This window comes from Plantactinospora sp. CNZ321, assembly GCF_004217235.1.
Window position 1 is genome coordinate 2,430,720 of sequence record NZ_SHKQ01000001.1, and the last position, 14,027, is coordinate 2,444,746.

Here is a 14,027-nt window from a genome sequence, read left to right on the forward strand (position 1 = left end):
AGGCCGCCGCAGGCCGATCGCTGGCGACCAACGATGACTACTGGTGACGACGTCCACCCGGGTGACAAGGCGTTGCCGGCGCGATGACCAGGCCGGCTGGAGCCGCGTTACCGGTAGTTGGTGAACTGGAGGGCGATGCCGAAGTCCTCGCTCTTGAGCAGGGAGATCACGGTCTGGAGGTCGTCCTTCTTCTTGCCGGTCACCCGGAGCTGGTCGCCCTGGATCTGCGCCTGTACGCCCTTCGGCCCCTCGTCGCGGATCTTCTTGCTGATCGCCTTGGCCTTGTCCGAGTCGATGCCCTGGATGATCTTGCAGTCGATCTTGTGGACCTTGCCCGACGGGCGCGCCTCGCCGGCGTCCAGGGACTTGAGCGAGATGTTCCGCTTGACCAGCTTCTCCTTGAAGACATCCAGGGCCGCCTTGACCCGCTCCTCCGTCTCGGCCTGGAGGCTGACCCCCTCCTCGCCCGACCACGAGATGTCGGCGCCGGTGCCCCGGAAGTCGAAGCGGGTGGAGAGCTCCTTCTCGGTCTGCCGGAGGGCGTTGTCGATCTCCTGCCGGTCGACCTTGCTGACGATGTCGAACGACGGGTTGGCTGCCATGATTCCGCTCCTGCTGTGGACGACATGAAGGTGCGCCGGGCCGGCCCGGCGCCGGTACGACAAGCCGACGGTACCCGCTTGCGCGGTGGGCCGGTGCAACAGCTATCCTTGCTTCCGCTGCCGCGTCCCGCGTGGCGGCACGCCCTGGCGGGTTGCCCGAGCGGCCAATGGGAGCGGACTGTAAATCCGTCGCGAAAGCTTCAGAGGTTCGAATCCTCTACCCGCCACCAGGTGCGAGAACGGCCCCTGAACAGCACAAACGCTGTCGGGGGCCTTCTTCGTTCCGTCCCGCCGTGTCTCGCTAGATCTCGCTGGCGCTCGGCGTTCAGGGGCGCATCGGGGGGAAGATCAACGGGGTCGGCGGCTGGGTCTGGGGGAGCCGGGAGCAGGTTTCCCGAGGCGTCTGGGAGTTGCCCGTGAGTGAGTCGGACGAGCTGACGTTGAAGATCATGCGTCACTTGGAGATCGACTGGCAGTACGTCGAGCACGTCGAGCCGTGGGATACCGAGCGGATCGCGCTGGTCCGGTCAGCAGGTCGGAAGGCTGGGCGGCAACTCGGCTGGAGGATCGTCACAATGCAGACGGACCCGGCGAAGCGCGAAGACGTGCGTGTTGTGGTGGCCGTCACCGTGCGCGAGGCTCCGAACGCCGAGGATGCCGCGCGAATGAGTGAGCGGTCGAGGCTACTGATCGACCAGGCGCTCAAGGGCACCGGCTGAGCTGACCGGTCGTACCGTCAGTTTGGAAGATCGTTTCCGGCTGCCCAGGTCTGTCCGTTGTGCCTGGCCGGCGGCGGGTGGCGGTGCCCGCTCCTGCCCGTTGATGACCGTCTACGGCACGGGCTTATGGCACGTGGCTGGCACGCGCTCGGGCCTCCGTACGCGGCTGGCCGACGTCGTACGGCCTCCCGCCCTGGCCTTGGGGCCGTGACGGTTTGCCGTGGCGCCGGTTGCCGCGCACCTGAGCCACGGGCTCCGGTGGCAAGCCGCGCAGCGGCGCGGCAGCGATCGCCCGCCGCTCGGCGGTGGCCCGCCACCTCCGCGATCGTCGCGGCGCCGGCTTGAGTAGTAAGTCACCATCCTAATACGGCAGCCGCCCTTCGTGATCAGAGCTGAAGTTCGAGGTTGAGGCGGCGTGTGTAGTGGCATCGTCGGGCTCGGGCTTGATGCCGGCGTCGCCACTGTGACCAGCGCAGACGATGGGCGAGTTGGGTGATCGGGCGGATGATGCCGGCGTTGATCAGTCGTCGAACCTCGTTGACCGTCAGCTTGATCAACCCAGTGCTGGCCGGATCGTCTTTGGCGGCGTCAGCGGCGCAGATCACCAAGACGGCGAGGGCGGCCAGGGCCAGGGTGGTGAACCGGTGCCAGGAGTCCCAGCGGCGGACCTGGTGCTGGTCCAGACCGATCTGGCCCTTCGCGGCCTGGAAGCTCTCCTCAACGGTCCATCGGATGCCCGCGACGCGGACGAGTTGGGCGAGGGCGGCCCGGCGCGGAGTCCAGCAGCGGTAGAAGGCCAGCTCACCGGTAGTGGTGTTGCGGCGGATCAGCAAGCTGTGGTGGCCGTCATTGTCGGGGTCGGCGTCGGTGGTGACATCGTCGAGCCAGGCCCAGTCGTAGTAGCGGGGGCCTTTCGAGCCGACGCCGGCCGATCGGCGCTGCCAGGCCGAGTCGGGCAGGTCGTCGGCGATGCGGTCGGCGCGAACTCTGGTCTTGCCGCCGTCGAGTGGGACCAGGTGGCTGCGGGACACCGCGAGGACGTAGCCGAGGCGGTGTTCGCGCAGGTGAGCGCGGAACGCGCCGCTATTGCCGTAAGCCTCGTCCGCGGCGGCCCAGCCCGCCGGCACGCCGGCGTCGATCGCGGCGGTGATCATGTCGGCGGCCAGCTCCGACTTGGTAGCGAATTCGATCTCGTCAGGCACGCCAGCAGCTGCGCACCGCTGACGGTCCTCGGTCCACGACGCCGGTAGATACACCCGACGGTCGATCAGCGTGTGCCCGCCCGAGCCGGCGTAGCCCAGGAACACCCCGACCTGGCTGTTCTCGATCCGCCCGGCGGTGCCCGTGTACTGCCGCTGCACCCCGACCGTGTGGGTGCCCTTCTTCAGGTCGCCGGTCTCGTCGACCACCAGGACTGCCTCCGGGGCACCGAACCGGTCGGTGATCAGCTGCCGCAGGTCGTCGCGGACGGCGTCGGCGTCCCACACCGCCCGGTACAGCAGCCGCTGCATCGCGTCCGGCCGGGCGTGACCGGCCCGCTCCGCCAACTGCCAACACGTCTTGATTTCAAGATCAGCCAGCAACCCGGTCACGAACTCCGCCGCTGCACGACGCGGCTCCACCCGCCCGAACCGGCCCGCGAAGCACCCCAGCACGCCGGCCAGCACCCGCTCCCACCGGACGACGGCTACGCTGTGGCACGCGGCCACCGCAAGATCTGATGTTGTGTCCACAACACACAGACGATCACGCGGTGGCCGTCTCGCGTCCACCCCACCCGAGCAGCAAGATCCCAAACGGCGGCTGCCGTACTAATCACCGTGTTAGGGATCGATCTCCCTAAGAAGGATGCGAAAGTCATGCAAGCCGGAATCTCCGAAGACACGTCGCAATTTAGTCGCTCACGGTAGGGGAGACTTTCCCTGCATCTTGCGCAGAAAGCGGTGCCATTTAGCCCGCAGTGGCACAGCGGGCTCAGGAGATGGCTTGAGCCCCATTCTGCGAGCGTTAGCCGCCCAACCGGCACGCTCGGCCGGCGTGTGTGCGCCGTTTTCGGGGTCGTCGTGCACGGCCTCAATGGGCTCGGCGAGATGTCGTCGCCACCACCGACCGCTTGCATCGCGAAAAATTAGCGTCGTGCCGAGCCCCGGCTGTCCAGGGTGGTCCGTGTTGGGCCAAACAAAGTCTACGACGTAGTCGCTCTCGGGATCGACGGTGCCGACGACGACCGAAAATGTTTCGTAGATGCGCCTCTGGCCGGTGTTCACGACCTGCACCTTGACCGGGCCAATAAGTTCCTTGCTGCCATTGCGGATAACGGCGGTCAGCTGTATTACCGGCGTAAGTGCGAGGTGGCGGGCCTTCTCCTCAGGTGATTGGGGCCTCACAATGCTGGCGCCGCCCCCATTTGCCCCAATCTTCGCGTCATTGGGTAGAAGGTCGAATCGAGTGCCAACCTCGTGATGCTGAACGTGGGTCATCTTGGAGTAGACGAGCCGCGCCTGTTCTTCCCGGCGCACCTGGATGCTGCGCCAATAGGAAACGGCAGCAACCATGAAGGCCAGGGACGTTCCGGCAGCCGCGAGCCAGTCAGGCCATGCGCCCGGTGTGATCTTGTCGAAGAAACTGGTCGAGTTGTCGACAACGTTGATGATCGCTGTGGGCGATGGTGTGGGAACGTTGGTCGTCAGGGCTGGGGCTACATCGACCGAGGTCGGCGAAGGTGATATCGCCGCTGTGGGGGACGGGGTTGGTATAGAAGCGAGACGCACGCTGGGAAGTATGACCGCCCTGTTCAACTACTGCAGGTAGCTGACTGCACGGGCGGGATGATCCTGTCTGCGACGTGCCGATCGGGGTAGCCACTGAGGCAGACGAGTCCAAACCTCGGCCTTGGCCGTGGATGCTCCGAGCTCACAGGCAGAGCCGACGCCTCGCCAGGCACCGCAAGGGCAGACCCTTCTCGGGCCGGACCCGGTCGCACAGTCGGTAGGACGGATCGGCCTCAGGTCGGTGGGTCAGACGTCAGGTGGGGTGACTGCACGACGATGAGATTCGTGCTCCCTCAGTGTGGCCGACCGGCCCGGCCGATGCCGGCCGGAGGCCGCCAGCAGGCCGGAGCCGGCCGGCGCGGTCCGCTTGCGGGCCGCCTTGATCTTAAAGAGAACGTCTCGGCAGTGGACATTGTGAGGATCTTCCCCGACGTCTCGCTTACAAGCTCTGTGCGTCGCGTCCGCGCGCGTCCGGGAACGGCCGCAGGCTCGGAGCCTCGTCTATGCCAGCCCTCATCAGCGTGCCGCCGTCCGGCACCGTTGCTGTCGGCGTTGCTGTCGACAGTCGTTCCGCTCCCGACCCACGTCGACCCCCGGTGGGGAAGCTCCCCTCACGCAGGTGGGCCTCCGTGCGCAGCGGCGAGCTGCTCCTCAGGTGGCATTAGCGGTCTCCCGCCGTTCGCTCACCGGCTTCTCATCACCGTCCTGATCCTGGCTGCGCTTCACCAGCCGATCCAACTCCCACACGGCGCGCACCCGGGCAGGCGTCTGCCACCACCGGCCGTCGAGGATCATCGCAATCTGCTTCGACAGGTCATGAATTAGGCGCGCCTTGTCGTGACGGGTACGGGCCGACAGCATGAGCCCCTGCACGGTGCTGATGTACGACATAACCAGCTTCATCGATGGGTCCGGGAAGGTGCCGGCATGCCGGTCCATGGAGTCAGCGAGAGCCTGCGTCTGGTCGCGCAACCGCTCGTATTGGCGCTTCCGCTCGGCGAGCAGGCTGTCCCTCACCTCACCCATGACGTCTTTCGGCATGTCGATGGAGAGGAACACGGCAGGCAGAGCAATACTCGTGATGGCCGCCGACAGCTCCCGCCGGGAGCGGAGCGCTCCGAGGATCCGTTCTTTGCGGGCTTCGAGACGCGGTTTCGCCGCATACTCGACGGCAAGGGTGACCAGGAGCGCGGTCACGGCGGATGTGGCGACGGTGTCCCAATTGATCGACGGCATGTGAGGAGTGTGCCGGCCGGCGGCGCTTCCATGACGGCGACACACCTGCACGAGACCGCTGCTCCCTGCGGTGCGCGGCCAGGGACTCGAACCTCAAACCCCTCCGGCGTGCTGCTGGTCGACTCCAATCGGGTGGATTGGCCGCCTCACCTCGGAGAGTGCCTCCGTGCCTTACAGCGATTGACAGCCCCTGTCGGCGTCAGTTGTGCCCGCGTTGCGCCCGATGATCTTGCCGACGCGCTGGGTACTTGCGGCCCAGGATCGCTACCGGGCACGCTGTCGGCCATGATTCACGAGGACCTGTTGCAGCGGAGGATTGAGGAGCTCCGCGGTCGCGGCACGGCGCACCGGCTGCTAGGCGTCAGGGGTAGTTCGGGCTTCTCAAACAATGTACGGTGACCCGGCTAGCCGACTCGCGAGCCGTGATGGTGGTACCCATGCGTGCACTGGATCCAAAGCTTGTCGCGAAGCTGGACCTGAAGGGAGCTGTTTCCGCCGAGGTAGACGCCATCCGCAACCTAATACCACCAGAGCCATGGGTTGCCGCAGCCAGCGCAAGACCTAGCGACGTTGCATCCTGGGTTCGCGCTCGACTGCTGACGGGCCAGCCGAATGCTTCTAGCCCAATCGTGAGCGTCCGAAAGGCGGGCCATGGCATCCGCCCTGTGCCGATAGTTGGCATAGCAGAGCGGGTTGCCTACCGGGCGCTAACGGCCTATATCCTGTCAGAGCATGAGTTGCCAAATCGCACGCCGGAAGAATACAAGGAGTTTATTCAGGCACCAATCAAGTTCGCCTTCGCGCATCTTGACCGGGGTCGCGTGACCTTTGCTGATAGCCGTGTTGGCCATGTCGTGGAGGCAGACGTTACGGCCTTCTATCAGTACATCGACCACGACGTCTTGCGCCAAGAGTTGCTAATGCAGACTGGAGAGATTGAGGCTACGGAACACTTGGTGGAGCTTCTCGCGGATATAACTGGCAAGCAATTCGGAGTTCCCCAGCTACTAGAACCGTCGGATTGGCTGTCCGAGATATACATTCGGATAGTCGAGCGAGATCTCATCAGGCGAGGCCTTCCTGTTTGGCGCTTCAACGACGACTTTAGGATCGCATGCAGAGACTATCGCTCGGCCCTCAGGAGCCTTGAGGAACTGTCATCCGCTGCCCGGAATGTGGGTCTCGTAATCGGAGACCACAAGACCATAACAAGGACATTCTTCAACTACGTCCTCACGTACACTGGAATGGACATCAACGAAGCGGCTGCAGCCTTCGATCCACAGGATGTGGAGGTTGCGGTTTCGGAATACTTCGATCTCGAACCCGAGGCGTCGGTGGCCTCGGCCGTCGCGACTCTGAGCCGAATCGATGCCGGCCCGCCAACGCCGCCAGCTCGGGTTCGATGGGAAACTCCGACAGGGGCAGGAACACCCGATCCATTTGCGACATCGTCGGACCTAAGCCCTGCACCTGTCCGTATCGATCTGAAGAATTTGCACCGAGAAGACTTCCGCGCACTTCGTGGCGCAATCAACGCACTCGCCCGAAACGGCGATCCCCAAGGCCTGCAATGGCTAAGGCGTCTATTCCAGTTTGCAACACCGCTCACGCCTCAGCTCGTTAATTACTTGATCATTGTCGGCAGGGATTCCCGAGAGGAGGCGGCCCAGCTATGGGACGCACTTAAGGATGAATCAGACAGCGACTGGCAATCCCTTTGGCTTGTGAACGCAGCGCGCGAGATGAACATCTTGGGAGATCAAGTAGAGCGCATTAGATGGGTGGAGGAGCTCGCGAGGGGCCGCCACCAGGAAACCTTACGCGCCGAGGCGTATTTAGCTCTCGCATCCGTCGGCAAAGTGGCTTTCGATGAGCTTGACTTCGCTCTGAGGAATGCACCAGATGCGCTTTCCCCGTGGTATGTGCTTGCAATGAAGCACCTGGAGAGTAGCCCACTTGCTCCTACGGAGCAGGAAATGCAGGCCATCAGGCAGTCGTCCCCGCTATATTCAACTCTTCTTAAACAGTGAGCCAGGTTGTCCATCTTCCCGAATAGAGAGCTAACAGAGGCGGCCCTCAAGCTAATCCACTGGTCGCTGGATGATTTGCGACTTCCGGAAGGAACTGTGGAATCCCGAGGCAGGGTCATTCGCACCTCACTTGGGCCAGTCGCACCAGCCATCGTGCGCCAGCAAGCAACCTTGTTCCGCATCGTAAGCATTGTCGAATCGTACCTTGACACACTCTCACGGGAATTGGTAGCCGACGCCATTCCGCAGCACTTTCCTATGCTTGAGCCACTCCTTGAAGATTTTGATTCTGGCACCACTGCTACATGGTCACGGCGCATCCAGACGTACAACCGCTACCACAAAATCAATCTGAGAAAGCGGGCCGCTTGGCGAGAGTTGGAAGCCGCGATTGACGTCCGGAATTCAATCGCACATGGCCTCGGTCGACTGACAGCAACTCAGGCGGCGAAGAGGAGGACGGTCGAAGCACGACTCAAGAGTATCGAGGTGGTCATAGTGGACCGCGAGCTTCGTTATGACGGCAAGACAATCGAACTGGTCCGCACCGCATGCTCTGATTTTGTTCGCTCCGTAGACGAGCAAGTTCCGTTCCCCTTGGCTGCGTAGCATGCGTCAGGGAAGGACCTGTCTCTCGTTCTATCGCGCACCGGCCTGGCAGGACAGCGATCGTCACGACCGTCTAGGTGTCAGCCCGCCAGGCCGTGCCTGTGCTGTCCTCCTCCATGCTATGGACGGTAGCGGCGTAGGGTGTGGTCGCAGCTCACCTCAGCGGCTCTGCCATCTAGCCCTAAATCCGAGGTTCGTTCATCAGGACGACTTGAACCCATAATCTTCATGCGTCACAAACCGCTTCGGGTCCTGCTTTATCAAATCTGCTACAGCATCCGTAAAGCGGACCACCCGCCGAGCTAGGTAGTCATCAAGATTGGGGTAAGAGACCACGTCGATGCTGAACACTCCGGAAATGTTCTTAGACTTCAACTCTCGAACCATCGTTGCCCACGGAACAATGGTCGGCTCAATCGGCTCCTGCGACGTGTTCAGCGCGAAAATTGGACTGGATGTCACAATCAAGGGGTAGTAGAAGTCAACGCACGCCCACTCGTGGCCTGGCCTGTGCATCACGTAGCTCGTCCGATTCGACTGTGAGCGAATTGAGGTTACTGCTTTCGCCAGCGGATACACTAGAGAGGGGAAGATACCTCTGTTGTCAGCGAGCCAGACCTTCCTCCTGTCCAAGCGCGTCATTTGAGTAGCCAGGAAGCTGCACTCCCAAGGATTTCCTGGGAGCCTGTCAAGGCCAAGGTACTCTCGCGCGGATACTTGATGAATCCTGTAACCACCATTTCCTATAGGCTCGCGACGCACACTGACAGCTGGGAACCTGAAATGATGCTCTGGCCGATCGCGCCCCAATTCGTAGTCAGTAGGGGTTCGGCCAATTAGAACGTACGGCATTGAGCTCTGCTTGCATTCGGCGATCACCCGCACGCCAGAACCAAAGGTCAGGGACTCATCATGGTAGAGGCGCTTGTAGCCAAATACGTCCATCTCTCGTGACGTTCCCGGCTCGTCTGGATCGCCGTATGCCTTCCCAGGCATTGTGTTGGATCCTGCTGCCTGCAAAGCCTTTTCGGTGTCGTGCTCTAGGAGCCATCCTGCATCTCTCACAGCGCCCAGGACCTCTTCGGCCGACGGCATGAGGTAGCTCCCGGAATCTGTTCGCGCTTCCTGGCTCAATTCATACCTTCCGCAATCGATGCCGAACCGACGCCGGACATCCAATGGAGACTATCGTAGTAGCGCTACCCGCCATCCCGTCTGCCGTCCACCCGCCCGCATGGGGAGCGGGCCGCCGCCCGGCCCGCCACGTCAAGCGGACCTTGACGGCTCGTGCGGACGCCGGCGGCTCGGGCGGTGGTCTGCTCGGCTTGTCCTGGTCGATGGCAGGCGGGATGGCTCCGAACTCTCCGTCCTGCCCTGCTCGCCGACCTGCGCGAACTGGCTTTTGTACGGCGTCCAGCCTGACGGGGTCAAGGCAGGCTTGACCCCTGGCCGCTGCACCGGCAAGGTCCACCAGCGCTCGACGCTCGGCTTCACCGGCCGGCGCGTCCTCGTCTCCCGGCAATGGTCCGGCAAGACCCTCGCCGACCACCGAGCCGACAACCGGGCCTGGATCCGCGCCGTCCTCGCTGGCGGCATGGCCGACACCGACCCCACCGACGAGGACCAGGGCGACGCGCACGGCCAGGCGGCCGACGACAACCCCCAGCGGTACCGGTTCGAACTCGCCCGACCCGAAGACCCCGACGTCCTACCCCTCGAACACCGCATCCTCCGAGCCGTCTCGGCCCGCATCCGCTGGCGAACAGACCTCAACACGGCCCGGCAACGGGCCGCCGGCGCCGTTTCGGCAACTAACCACCTGACCCGGCGAGCCGCATGACCAGTAAAGAGAGGAAGTCAGGCTTGGAGCGAAAGTTGCTCACCGTCGCGGCTGTTCTGGCGGAACTCGACGTTCCCCGATCCACCTTCTACAAGTGGCGCAGCCTGGGCATCGGTCCGCGCTCTCTCAAGCTGCCCAACGGAGAGGTGCGCATACGGCGCGCTGACCTCGACACGTGGCTGTGTGAGCGGGAGGAAGCCGCATGAGCAGCTATGACGTCAAGATCCACGACATTGGGAAGCGGAGCGACCGGGGCAAGGCCAAGGGGTATCGCGTCCGGTGGGTCGTTGCCGGCGTCCGTCGAGAGCGCTCCTTCACTACCAAGGCGCTCGCCGATCACTGGCGTTCGGATCTTCTCCGGGCCGTGAAGGATGGGCAGGCGTTTGACGAGGCGACCGGCCTGCCGGAGTCCTCGGTCCGTGAGCAGAAGCAGACGAGCTGGTACGACCACGCCTGCGCGTACATCGACATGAAGTGGCCGAGCCTGGCTGCCAAGTCTCGGCGATCGACGGTTGAGGCCCTGGTTACGTTGACGGTGGCGCTGACCAGCAGCAACAAGGGCAGCCCAGATACCGAGGTGCTTCGGGACGCGCTCTACTCCTGGGCGTTCAACCCGAACAGCCGCAACCTCGATCCGCCGGAACGTATCCGCACGGCGCTGGCCTGGCTCGGAAAGATTTCACAGCCGGTCGCCGACCTGTCGAAGGCTGATGCCGTGCGCGCCGGCCTCAACGCCTGCGCTCGGAAGCTCGACGGCAAGCCAGCGGCGGCCCGCACGGTCCAGCGCAAGCGGGCCACCTTCTACAACGCGCTTCGGTTCGCTGTCGAGCAAGATCTACTCGACTACAACCCGTTGGACAAGATCCAATGGACCGCCCCCGACGTGGCCGAGACCGTTGACCGGCGGGTCGTCGCCAACACGAGCCAGGTGGAGGCGATGTTGGCGGCTCTGCCCGACGTTGTCCGGGACGGTGGCCGGTTCGTCGCTTTCTTCGGCTGCCTGTATTACGCCGGACTGCGGCCGTCGGAGGCGGCCAACCTCCGGCGGGCGGACTGCCATCTTTCGGCAACTAGCTGGGGGCGCCTGGTCCTCGCCGAGACCAACCCGTACGCCGGATCGACCTGGAGCGACACCGAGGACGGGCGCGAGGTGCGTGGCCTCAAGCATCGCGGCCAGGGGGAGACCCGGACCATCCCGGTTCCGCCGGAGCTTGTCGCACTGCTCCGACAGCACATCGAGCGGTACGGGGTTGGCCCGGAGGGCCATCTCTTCCGGGGCGCTCGGGGCGGCGCGCTGGCGTCGTCGACGTATGACCGGGTGTGGAAGGAGGCGCGGAAACGGGTGCTCTCCGTCGAGCAGGTGGCTTCGCCACTGGCTCGGCGGCCGTACGACCTCCGACACGCGGCGGTGTCGCTGTGGTTGAACGGGGGAGTGCCGGCGACCGAGGTCGCTCGGCGGGCGGGTCGCAGCGTGGCGGTCCTCCTCAAGGTCTACGCGAACTGTGTCGACGGTGAGGAGGAGGCCGTGAACGTCAAGATCACGGCGGCCCTGGCGACCAGTCGGGGGCGGGGGCGCATCGGGGGGAAGCCCCGCCGGACGCCCGGCTCCAGGACCGGTAAGGCCCAGGTCAGATGGGTTCAACGGAGGCGCGTCGGCACTCCCCTGTAAATCCGTCGCGAAAGCTACAGAGGTTCGAATCCTCTACCCGCCACCAGGTGCACAAAGAGGCCCCTGACCAGCGCGAACGCCGGTCAGGGGCCGTTTCGTCATGTCCAGCCGTGTCCAATCAAGGCGCCGCGCAAGCCCACCGCGCTCGGCCTGCTGACGACCTCCGGCCGAATCGGCCGGGCTGGCCGGCAACTGATGTGCCGGTATCCTGCGCTTCTTCGAGGCAGGACAGCGCCCTACGCGGAGGAAGCGTGGGATACGAGATTCACATCAGCCGAGCCGAGGAGTACTACGACAGTGAAGAGCACCCCATCGCCCTGGACGAGTGGCTATCGTACGCGGAGAGCAACTCCACGCTCAGGGTAGGCGGATGGCTCAGATCGGGCGAGGACCGCCAGCCCATCTACGAGTACACCTGCGCAGACGGAAGCGTTGTCTCGTTGACCTGGTTCGAAGGCGCCATCGAGATCAAGGGCCATTTCGACGGCGACGCCTACCGAGAGTTTGGAGCTATCGCCGAGGACTTGCAGGCCAATCTTCAAGGCGACCACGGCCAGCGGTGTATTCCCCCACCCGACGGACGTGGGGCTCCGCCCACTCCGCCCGCACCCCGGCCTTTCCCGCGCAGATCAGCGGAAATGAGGTAGGCGGGCCCCCTTGTTCAGGCACTGCGGGGGTTACGTCCGCCTGGCAGGCTCCACTGATTCGGGGACGCGGCCGCATCCTCATCCTGGTGCTGTAGAAGCACCGCGCCCGAGGGGTCGACAAGCAGCACGAGCGCGACCTCGTAGGTGGCCACCACGAGATCATGCCGCGTCCAACCGCTTCCGCAAAAGACCTGGCAGCACCACTACCGATCGAAACGCCACGGCCCACGCCAAACGGGCGGATCCGCTGATGGGTACGCAGCCCGCCAGCGGACCCGCCCGTTCCCCGGTGAAACCGTCGGCAGTTACGAGCAGCAACCCCCAGAGCCAGCTCCAACGGTGGCCGTTGCCTTCCCGTCCTTGCCGCCGTCGGTGTCGCTCGCCTCGCCGCACCTGCAGTCGTCGTCGGCGCCGGGCTGTGCGTCGGCGCTCTTGCCGTACTGGTCGGAGTCGCCCTTGACCACGTACACCTCCCACGGCTCGTCGCCGGGGCCGCGCACCCACACCTTGTCCTGCACGGCGTAGCAGCAGGAGGTGTCGTTCTCGGTGAGGGTGATCAACCCACTTTGGGTGAGCCGGTCGGTTGCGGCCGCGACCTCTGCGCCGTCGAAGACCTCGACGCCGAGGTGGTCCATGACGGTGGGCTGGTCCGGGGCACCTTCGAGCAGGACGAGCTTCAACGGCGGCTCCTCGATGGCGAAGTTGGCGTACCCGGGACGGCGCTTGGCCGGCTCGACCCCGAACAGCTTGGAGTAGAACGCCACCGACCCCTCAAGATCGGAAACGCGCAGCGCGAGTTGGACGCGGGACATCCCGCACCTCCTGTCTAGATGGCTATCTAAACAATAGGTTGCCACGCTGACTAGATGACTGTCAAACTAGACCGGTGTCGAGACAAGAGCTGCCGGTACTCAGCCCGGAAAGCTGCTGCCCGCCGCTGGTCGCCGAGGCCCTGACCGGGGAGGCGGCGGCCGATCTGGCCCGAGGCTTCAAGGCCCTGAGCGATCCGGTACGGCTGCGCCTGCTGTCGCTGATCGCGGCCCGAGCCGGCGGGGAGGTCTGCGTCTGCGAACTGACCGACGCGTTCGACCTGACCGGCCCGACGATCTCGCACCACCTGAAGGTGCTCCGGGAAGCGGGCCTGGTCGACTCCCAGCGTCGAGGCACCTGGGTCTACTACTGGGTGATGCCCGGCCGGCTCGGTGCGCTGTCCCGGCTGCTCGACACGTCGGCGATGACGTCCTGAAGCTCCGGGTGAGCCTGGCCCGGCGTACGGCGTGGGATGGAGTTGCCCGATCGGGACTCAGCCACGGGAGAGGAAGGCTCGGCCCGCCGGAAGACAAAGGCTCGGCCGCCGGGAGAGGACGGCTCAGCCACCGGCGAGGAAAAACTTTGCCGGCGATGTCGAGAACCGGTGACCGGCTCCGTCCCGGCTGTGAACGCGACCAGAATGGGTCGCAACCAGCACCGAGGAGAAACACCATGGCCAAGTACCTGCTGCTCAAGCACTACCGTGGCGCTCCGGCTGCGGTCAACGACGTACCGATGGACCAGTGGACGCCGGAGGAGATCTCGGCGCACATGCAGTACATGAGCGACTTCGCGACCCGGTTGGAGAAGACCGGCGAGTTCGTCGACGGCCAGGCGCTCGCCCCCGAGGGGACGTTCGTCCGATACGATGGTGAGGGCCGGCCGCCGGTCACCGACGGCCCGTTCGCCGAGACCAAGGATCTCATCGCCGGCTGGATGATCATCGACGTCGACAGCTACGAGCGCGCCCTCGAACTGGCCGGGGAGCTGTCGGCCGCACCCGGGGCGGGCGGGAAGCCGATCCACGAGTGGCTCGAGGTGCGTCCGTTCCTGACCGCGCCGCCGACCATCACGGAGTGACCCCTCCCGCC

The 14,027-nt window shown here is 64.6% G+C and carries 16 protein-coding genes and 1 tRNA gene; 10 read left to right on the forward strand and 7 right to left on the reverse strand.

Annotated elements, in window-relative coordinates; genetic code table 11:
• Positions 1–107: 107 nt before the first annotated feature.
• The gene (locus EV371_RS10795; RefSeq protein WP_130461922.1) at positions 108–602 is read right to left on the reverse strand and encodes a YajQ family cyclic di-GMP-binding protein; all 495 of its coding nucleotides are present in this window, start codon (positions 600–602) and stop codon (positions 108–110) included.
• Positions 603–748: 146 nt separating this feature from the next.
• Here EV371_RS10795 and EV371_RS10800 point away from each other — a divergent pair.
• Both EV371_RS10800 and EV371_RS10805 read left to right on the forward strand, forming a co-directional pair.
• Positions 749–832: transfer RNA gene (locus tag EV371_RS10800), tRNA-Tyr, on the forward strand.
• 186 nt (positions 833–1,018) lie between these two features.
• A complete protein-coding gene (locus EV371_RS10805) occupies positions 1,019–1,321 on the forward strand; it encodes a hypothetical protein (protein ID WP_130461923.1) in 303 nt (100 codons plus the stop codon).
• Positions 1,322–1,707: 386 nt separating this feature from the next.
• On the opposite strand, the gene EV371_RS10810 is transcribed toward EV371_RS10805, so the two are convergent.
• The 3 genes from EV371_RS10810 to EV371_RS10820 form a co-directional block, all read right to left on the reverse strand.
• Positions 1,708–2,973, reverse strand: a complete 1,266-nt coding sequence (locus tag EV371_RS10810) for an IS701 family transposase (protein WP_130465816.1) — start codon at positions 2,971–2,973, stop codon at positions 1,708–1,710.
• Positions 2,974–3,222: 249 nt separating this feature from the next.
• Positions 3,223–4,092 (reverse strand): hypothetical protein, encoded by an 870-nt coding sequence (locus EV371_RS10815; protein WP_130461924.1) that lies wholly within the window; start codon positions 4,090–4,092, stop codon positions 3,223–3,225.
• 651 nt (positions 4,093–4,743) lie between these two features.
• On the reverse strand, positions 4,744–5,328 hold the full coding sequence (locus tag EV371_RS10820; RefSeq protein ID WP_130461925.1) for a hypothetical protein: 585 nt from the start codon (positions 5,326–5,328) through the stop codon (positions 4,744–4,746).
• Positions 5,329–5,765: 437 nt separating this feature from the next.
• Here EV371_RS10820 and EV371_RS10825 point away from each other — a divergent pair, with 437 nt between their 5' ends.
• Both EV371_RS10825 and EV371_RS10830 read left to right on the forward strand, forming a co-directional pair.
• The gene (locus EV371_RS10825; RefSeq protein WP_165436663.1) at positions 5,766–7,361 is read left to right on the forward strand and encodes a reverse transcriptase family protein; all 1,596 of its coding nucleotides are present in this window, start codon (positions 5,766–5,768) and stop codon (positions 7,359–7,361) included.
• 6 nt (positions 7,362–7,367) lie between these two features.
• Positions 7,368–7,970 carry a hypothetical protein gene (locus EV371_RS10830; protein ID WP_130461927.1) on the forward strand — a complete coding sequence of 201 codons (603 nt, stop codon included), beginning with the start codon at positions 7,368–7,370 and terminating at the stop codon, positions 7,968–7,970.
• A 201-nt stretch (positions 7,971–8,171) separates the two neighbouring features.
• On the opposite strand, the gene EV371_RS10835 is transcribed toward EV371_RS10830, so the two are convergent.
• Positions 8,172–9,104, reverse strand: a complete 933-nt coding sequence (locus EV371_RS10835; RefSeq protein WP_130461928.1) for a hypothetical protein — start codon at positions 9,102–9,104, stop codon at positions 8,172–8,174.
• 100 nt (positions 9,105–9,204) lie between these two features.
• Between EV371_RS10835 and EV371_RS10840 the strand changes: the two genes are divergently transcribed.
• The 4 genes from EV371_RS10840 to EV371_RS10855 all read left to right on the forward strand — a co-directional run bounded on the left by EV371_RS10840 (position 9,205) and on the right by EV371_RS10855 (position 12,126).
• Positions 9,205–9,810, forward strand: coding sequence for a replication initiator (locus EV371_RS10840; protein WP_486484928.1), 606 nt, complete (start codon positions 9,205–9,207; stop codon positions 9,808–9,810).
• A 23-nt stretch (positions 9,811–9,833) separates the two neighbouring features.
• On the forward strand, positions 9,834–10,016 hold the full coding sequence (locus tag EV371_RS10845) for a helix-turn-helix transcriptional regulator (RefSeq protein ID WP_486484571.1): 183 nt from the start codon (positions 9,834–9,836) through the stop codon (positions 10,014–10,016).
• A complete protein-coding gene (locus EV371_RS10850; protein WP_130461930.1) occupies positions 10,013–11,479 on the forward strand; it encodes a tyrosine-type recombinase/integrase in 1,467 nt (488 codons plus the stop codon). The genes EV371_RS10845 and EV371_RS10850 overlap by 4 nt, the downstream gene beginning before the upstream one ends.
• Before the next feature lie 251 nt (positions 11,480–11,730).
• Entirely contained in the window at positions 11,731–12,126 is a 396-nt protein-coding gene (locus EV371_RS10855) for a hypothetical protein (protein WP_130461931.1), read from the forward strand.
• A 14-nt stretch (positions 12,127–12,140) separates the two neighbouring features.
• Here the strand turns inward: EV371_RS10855 and EV371_RS10860 are convergent, their stop codons facing one another.
• Together EV371_RS10860 and EV371_RS10865 are read right to left on the reverse strand one after the other, a co-directional pair.
• Positions 12,141–12,278 carry a hypothetical protein gene (locus tag EV371_RS10860; RefSeq protein ID WP_207230457.1) on the reverse strand — a complete coding sequence of 46 codons (138 nt, stop codon included), beginning with the start codon at positions 12,276–12,278 and terminating at the stop codon, positions 12,141–12,143.
• A gap of 153 nt (positions 12,279–12,431) precedes the next feature.
• Positions 12,432–12,938, reverse strand: a complete 507-nt coding sequence (locus EV371_RS10865) for an ArsI/CadI family heavy metal resistance metalloenzyme (protein ID WP_130461932.1) — start codon at positions 12,936–12,938, stop codon at positions 12,432–12,434.
• A gap of 74 nt (positions 12,939–13,012) precedes the next feature.
• Between EV371_RS10865 and EV371_RS10870 the strand changes: the two genes are divergently transcribed.
• Together EV371_RS10870 and EV371_RS10875 are read left to right on the forward strand one after the other, a co-directional pair.
• A complete protein-coding gene (locus EV371_RS10870) occupies positions 13,013–13,372 on the forward strand; it encodes a metalloregulator ArsR/SmtB family transcription factor (RefSeq protein WP_130461933.1) in 360 nt (119 codons plus the stop codon).
• 236 nt (positions 13,373–13,608) lie between these two features.
• Complete coding sequence (locus EV371_RS10875; RefSeq protein WP_130461934.1) at positions 13,609–14,016, forward strand: YciI family protein; 408 nt, start codon at positions 13,609–13,611, stop codon at positions 14,014–14,016.
• The last annotated feature ends 11 nt before the right edge of the window (positions 14,017–14,027 follow it).

Excerpts from the sequence above, each read along its gene's own strand:
- EV371_RS10825 (WP_165436663.1), top strand. The coding sequence starts at position 5,766 with ATGCGTGCACTGGATCCAAAGCTTGTCGCGAAGCTGGACCTGAAGGGA.
- EV371_RS10850 (WP_130461930.1), top strand. The coding sequence starts at position 10,013 with ATGAGCAGCTATGACGTCAAGATCCACGACATTGGGAAGCGGAGCGAC.
- EV371_RS10865 (WP_130461932.1), bottom strand. The coding sequence starts at position 12,938 with ATGTCCCGCGTCCAACTCGCGCTGCGCGTTTCCGATCTTGAGGGGTCG.
- EV371_RS10840 (WP_486484928.1), top strand. The coding sequence starts at position 9,205 with ATGGGGAGCGGGCCGCCGCCCGGCCCGCCACGTCAAGCGGACCTTGAC.
- EV371_RS10820 (WP_130461925.1), bottom strand. The coding sequence starts at position 5,328 with ATGCCGTCGATCAATTGGGACACCGTCGCCACATCCGCCGTGACCGCG.
- EV371_RS10875 (WP_130461934.1), top strand. The coding sequence starts at position 13,609 with ATGGCCAAGTACCTGCTGCTCAAGCACTACCGTGGCGCTCCGGCTGCG.
- EV371_RS10795 (WP_130461922.1), bottom strand. The coding sequence starts at position 602 with ATGGCAGCCAACCCGTCGTTCGACATCGTCAGCAAGGTCGACCGGCAG.